Origin of the sequence: Pseudoalteromonas sp. 78C3 (genome assembly GCF_002836695.1) — a bacterium.
Taxonomy (GTDB): Bacteria; Pseudomonadota; Gammaproteobacteria; order Enterobacterales; family Alteromonadaceae; genus Pseudoalteromonas; species Pseudoalteromonas arctica.
This window is the reverse complement of the sequence record NZ_PJAV01000048.1, coordinates 1-873: the sequence shown is the minus strand read 5'-3', so window position 1 is coordinate 873 and position 873 is coordinate 1. Positions and strand designations below refer to the sequence as shown.

Below are 873 nucleotides of genomic sequence, written 5' to 3'. Positions count from 1 at the left end.
TTCTGCAGTAGCTATTTTAGGTTTAGTACTTACATTTTCCGCATCAGCGCATATATCACTCAAGCAATCAACACCTGCGCAAGAAGCCATGTTAATGAAAAGCCCAGAGCAACTTTCGTTAACTTTTGGTGGTGAAGTAAGGCTAGCAAAAGTCATCATCAAAGATGAAAAAAATAAATCAATAAACTTTGATTTCAAACCAAGCTCTACCCCAAGCACAGACTTTAGTTGGTCATTGCCGAGCTTAGTCCAAGGCACTTACACGGTTAAATGGACAGCACTGGGTGGTGATGGACATAAAATGACCGACACGTTTAGATTTATGGTACACAAAAGTGAATCGCATAAGATGATGCAAGAACAATCTAATACCCACAGCAAACATAATCATTAAGTAGCAACATAATGCAATTAAGTGAATGGTCAGTACTCTTACTATTATTAAAACTAGCAAGCTATATCGCAATTTCAGGGCTTGCGGGCACTTTATTAATGCGCTTTATGTGTGGCAACAGCAATGTTGCAGGGCATCACTTAATTAGCTTTTATCAGTTCTTAAAACGTTGGCAAATTACGTGTGTAGTTACAGGTAGTATTGCTGCACTTTTACAAGTACCAATAGAAGCTGGAGCAATGGCTGAATCAGGCTTTATGGGAATGTTTGACCCCTTTATGCTTGAAATTGTTTGGCAATCAGTCATAGGTGACCAAGCAACGTTTAGAATACCAGCGCTTATTATTGCTCTAATTAGCGCATGTATGTGGAGTGTGGAATCAGATGATAACGTAGCAGGTTATAAAAACGTTGCCGTTATACTAATCATGCTTGGGTTTATCGCTTATAGCTTCACTTTTACTGGGCACAGTGCAAAT

Annotated in this window: 1 protein-coding gene and 1 pseudogene; both read left to right on the top strand. The window is 38.9% G+C overall.

The genetic code is table 11. The features are described 5' to 3' along the window. A partial coding sequence (locus tag CXF76_RS00755) for a copper resistance CopC family protein (protein WP_101162822.1) occupies positions 1-394 on the top strand: 394 nt, incomplete at its 5' end. Positions 395-405: 11 nt separating this feature from the next. Then, positions 406-873, top strand: a pseudogene (locus CXF76_RS00750) (copper resistance D family protein); the annotation flags it as partial.